At 49.4% G+C, this 3,975-nt stretch carries 3 protein-coding genes; all 3 read left to right on the top strand.

Annotation, left to right across the window (positions count from 1 at the left end; translation table 11 throughout):
- The coding region (sdhA, locus tag Q0537_RS08500) for an 8-methylmenaquinol:fumarate reductase flavoprotein subunit (protein ID WP_299227103.1) at nucleotides 1-1,881 on the top strand (1,881 nt) is incomplete at its 5' end.
- The gene (sdhB, locus tag Q0537_RS08495) at nucleotides 1,878-2,852 is read left to right on the top strand and encodes an 8-methylmenaquinol:fumarate reductase iron-sulfur subunit (RefSeq protein WP_299227101.1); all 975 of its coding nucleotides are present in this window, start codon (nucleotides 1,878-1,880) and stop codon (nucleotides 2,850-2,852) included. The genes sdhA and sdhB, both read left to right, overlap by 4 nt.
- A gap of 10 nt (nucleotides 2,853-2,862) precedes the next feature.
- Nucleotides 2,863-3,720, top strand: coding sequence for an 8-methylmenaquinol:fumarate reductase membrane anchor subunit (gene sdhE, locus Q0537_RS08490; protein ID WP_297896025.1), 858 nt, complete (start codon nucleotides 2,863-2,865; stop codon nucleotides 3,718-3,720).
- Nucleotides 3,721-3,975 lie beyond the last annotated feature (255 nt).

Here is a 3,975-nt window from a genome sequence, read left to right as displayed (position 1 = left end):
ATGAATGAATCCAATTTCAACAGACGCGATTTTTTGAAATCGGCCTGTATCGGCGTCGGCGCACTTAGCCTTAGCGGCTGCGTGGATACCGACAAGAGTAAAAGCGCAGACGGCGGCAACGAAGGCGGCCTTCCTAGTGTGGACGTACTTATCATCGGCTCGGGAGGCGCGGGTCTGCGTGCAGCCGTAGCGGTAAGAAAGAGTAATCCAAATCTTAGCGTCGTCGTAGCTACGAAGATGATGCCTTCGCGCAACGCCACCTGTATGGCGGAAGGCGGTATCAACGGCGTTACGAGTTTCAGTGGCGGCGATTCATACAAACTTCACGCCTACGACACCGTAAAAGGCGGCGCATATCTTGTAGATCAGGACGCCGCGATTAAATTTTGCGAGCTTGCGGGCCCTACGATTGCCGAGATGGATTATATTGGCACGCTGTTTTCCAGAAATGCTAGCGGCGGCGTGGATGGCAAAGAAAGCGGCGTCCCTGGCGGCGTAGCGCAGCGCTTTATGGGCGGCGCGTCTAAAAAAAGATGCAACTACTCCGCCGATAAGACGGGTCATATCTTGATGCACGCTTGTTTTGACGATGCGGTCAGCAACGGCGTGAAATTTCTAATTGATCACGAGCTGCTTGAGATCAGCGCGCCTGAGGGCAAATGCGAGGGCGTCGTGCTTCGAAATATCCAAACCGGCGATTTTTATCCCGTGCTTTGCAAAGCCTTGGTAATCGCTACGGGCGGATATACGAGGATATTTTACAACCGCACCTCGGTGCCTTATATAGCTACCGGCGACGGCATCGCGGCGGCGCTGCGCGCAGGTCTTGGATTTAGCGATCCCGAGATGGTGCAGTTTCATCCCACAGGCATCAAAAGCGGCGGCGCGCTCATTACCGAAGCTGCGCGAGGCGAGGGCGGATATCTGCTCAACAACAAAGGCGAGCGCTTTATGAAAAATTACCACGAAAAGATGGAGCTTGCGCCGCGCGATGTCGTAGCTCGCGCGATCGAAACCGAGATCCGCGAGGGCAGGGGATACGGCGAGGGGCTAGGCGCATACGTGCTACTTGATGTAAGGCATCTCGGAAAAGATAAAATTTTAAAAGCCCTTCCTAAGATCAGACACACCGCCATTTTATTTGAGGGCATTGATCTGATCGAGGAGCCGATTCCGATTCGTCCTACCGCTCATTACTCGATGGGCGGCATCGAAGTCGCAAAATTTGACGATATGAGCACTAAAATTTCGGGGCTTTATACCGCGGGCGAAGCGTCTTGTATCTCGATTCACGGCGCAAACCGCTTGGGCGGAAATTCTTTAACCGACGCTGTCGTAACGGGCAAGCTTGCAGGGCTCGGCGCAGCGGATTATGCTGCAAAACAAAGCGGCTTCGGTGACGGTAAAAGAGCGAGCGAGCTCGCGCAAAAATGGCAGGCTAAATTTAAGCAGATCGCAAACGGCTCGGGCAAGGCAAATGAGATGTATGAGTTGCGCGAAGAGCTAGGCGCGCAGCTTTGGGATAATATGGGTATCTTTAGAACCGGCGAGAAGCTAGATCTGCTTTCGCAAAATTTAGAGGATATCAGAGCGCGCTACGACGAGCTGCACGTCGCGGATGCAAATCCGGTTATGAATACCGCATTTACCGACTACGTCGAGCTTGGAAATTTAATCCTGCTTGCGCGCTGTGCGTGTTTGGCTGCGCAAAAGAGGCTGGAAAGCCGCGGCGCGCATACCAGAGAGGACTATCCGAAGCGCGACGATAAAAATTTCTTAAAGCACAGTATCGTGACGATGAACGACGCAGGAGAGCTAAGCTTGGGCTACAAAGAGGTCGTCGTTACGGAATTCTCTCTTGACGGAAGGAAACCTCAATGAAATTTATCATAGACCGCTTCGACGGAAGCAAAAATTATAAGCAAGCCTACGAGCTTAGTTTAGAGCAGATCAAAGGAAAGACCCTGCTTGGAGTTTTGCAGTTTATTAAGCAAAATTTAGACATCACTTTAAATTTTACCGCAGCGTGCCGTATGGCGATATGCGGAGCTTGTGCCGTGAGGGTAAACGGGCACTCATATCTTGCCTGCGATACCAAGATGGAGGCTCTGCTTGCGGAGTATGAGAACCCGGATAACTTTACGATCTCGCCGCTAAATAATTTCCGAGTGATTTCGGATCTAGTGGTGGATTGGGAGCCTAGTATCGAGAATTTAAGGAAGATCAAACCGACCATTACGCCTAAGAAAGAATTTAGCGCCGATAAGGGCTGTAAGCAAAGCCCCGAGCAGATGGAGCGCGTCAAAAAGCAGTGGGATTGCATACTTTGCGGCTGCTGCGCTAGCGAATGCAATAAGCTTGGAGCCGATGCGAGCGATTATATGCAACCTTTTGTTTTTACGCATGCTAACCGCGCCGCGTTTGATTCAAGAAGCAGGGACGCTATGCCTCATCTAAAGCCTGCGGTGCTAAACGGATTATGGTTATGCGTGCACTGCCAAGAGTGTGCCGATCGCTGCCCTAAAGGCATAAGCGCCCAAAGCGACATCACCGCACTTCGCGCCCTAGCGATGAAAAAGGGCTTAACTGCAGGAAGCGGTCCTGGTCATGCCGAGGCGTTCTTGCTAGATATCGTAGAGGGAAGCGGAAGGTTAAACGAGATCAAGCTTGCTTTAAGAAGCGAAGGCGTATTTGCAAATATGGGCAAGATGGATGTAGCGGCAAATTTGATGATGGCGGGTAAGATGAATCCTCTTCATGCTTTCGGCGAAGAGGAGATCGAGGGACATGCGCAGCTCGTTAAGATGATAGAGGCCGCACGTAAGGCTCAAGCTAGCGGCGAGATAGAATAAGGAGGAGAGGATGAATAACGAATTTGCATTTTTCCCGGGTTGCGTTTTAAGTCAAGCCGCAAAGGAGTCTAAAATTTCACTTGAAGCGATCGCTCCGGTACTGGGTATTAAACTTCACGAGATAAAGGGCTGGAGCTGCTGCGGGGCTAGTCAAGCTCAATGCGTCGATCCCATGGCAAGCTTGGTAGCCAATGCTAGAAACATCGCGCTAGCCGAGGGTATGAATATGCCTCTGCTAACTACCTGCTCCACCTGTATGCTAACTCTAACTAAAGCAAAGCTAACTTTGGATAAGGGTGCTAAAAGCTATATCAATACCTTTTTAAAAGAGGGCGGTATGCAGTATCAGGGAAGCACCGAGATAACGAGCTTGCTTTGGGTGCTATATCAAAGCTTAGACACGTTAAAAGCTAAAGTCGTTAGACCGCTAACAAATTTAAAAGTAGCGCTATTTTACGGCTGCCACTCATTAAGACCGGAGCGCGAGCTTAAAAAAGAAAGCTCGACCAATCCGAAAAGCTTTGAAGCGGTAGTTAGCGCACTTGGTGCTCAGATCGTGCCTTTTGAAAAACGCCTTGATTGCTGCGGCTTTCACGCTAGCTATCCAGCGGTAAAATCGGTATCTAAAATGTCAAGTGAGATCGTAAATGACGCTGCCGAGCACGGAGCGGACGTCGTAGTTACCCCTTGTCCGCTATGCCAGATGCAGTTAGATATCTATCAGGAGCGATACCAAGAAGCGATGAACTCCAAAGCAAGAAAGCCGATCATCCACCTATCTCAGCTGGTAGGGCTTGCTCTTGGGCTAAGTAACGAGCAGCTTGGACTAAATATCAATATCCAAGATGCAACGAGATTGGTAAGCTGATCTTTGGGAAATTTTCTAAAATTTAACGGATGATTTTGCAAAAATACTTTGCTGCGGCGCACAAACAGTGCACCTGCTAGTATTCACAAAATCATCCAACCTACGCCTGCTTTATCCTAAAATACTTTCCGCTACTATAAAATTCTTGGATAATATTCTATATGCTTCGTAAATTTAACGCTTCATAAAATTTAACGCTTTTTCCGCCGTAATTTAAAGTTTCATCCGCAGCGCTAAATTTTAATCCGCCTTTTA

This window comes from uncultured Campylobacter sp., assembly GCF_938017775.1.
Lineage (GTDB): Bacteria > Campylobacterota > Campylobacteria > Campylobacterales > Campylobacteraceae > Campylobacter_B.
Note: the sequence above shows the minus strand (reverse complement) of the source record. Positions and strands in the feature narration are given on the sequence as shown.

What these genes read in the sequence shown, in the direction of transcription:
- sdhB (WP_299227101.1), top strand. Translation starts at nt 1,878, where the DNA reads ATGAAATTTATCATAGACCGCTTCGACGGAAGCAAAAATTATAAGCAA.
- sdhE (WP_297896025.1), top strand. Translation starts at nt 2,863, where the DNA reads ATGAATAACGAATTTGCATTTTTCCCGGGTTGCGTTTTAAGTCAAGCC.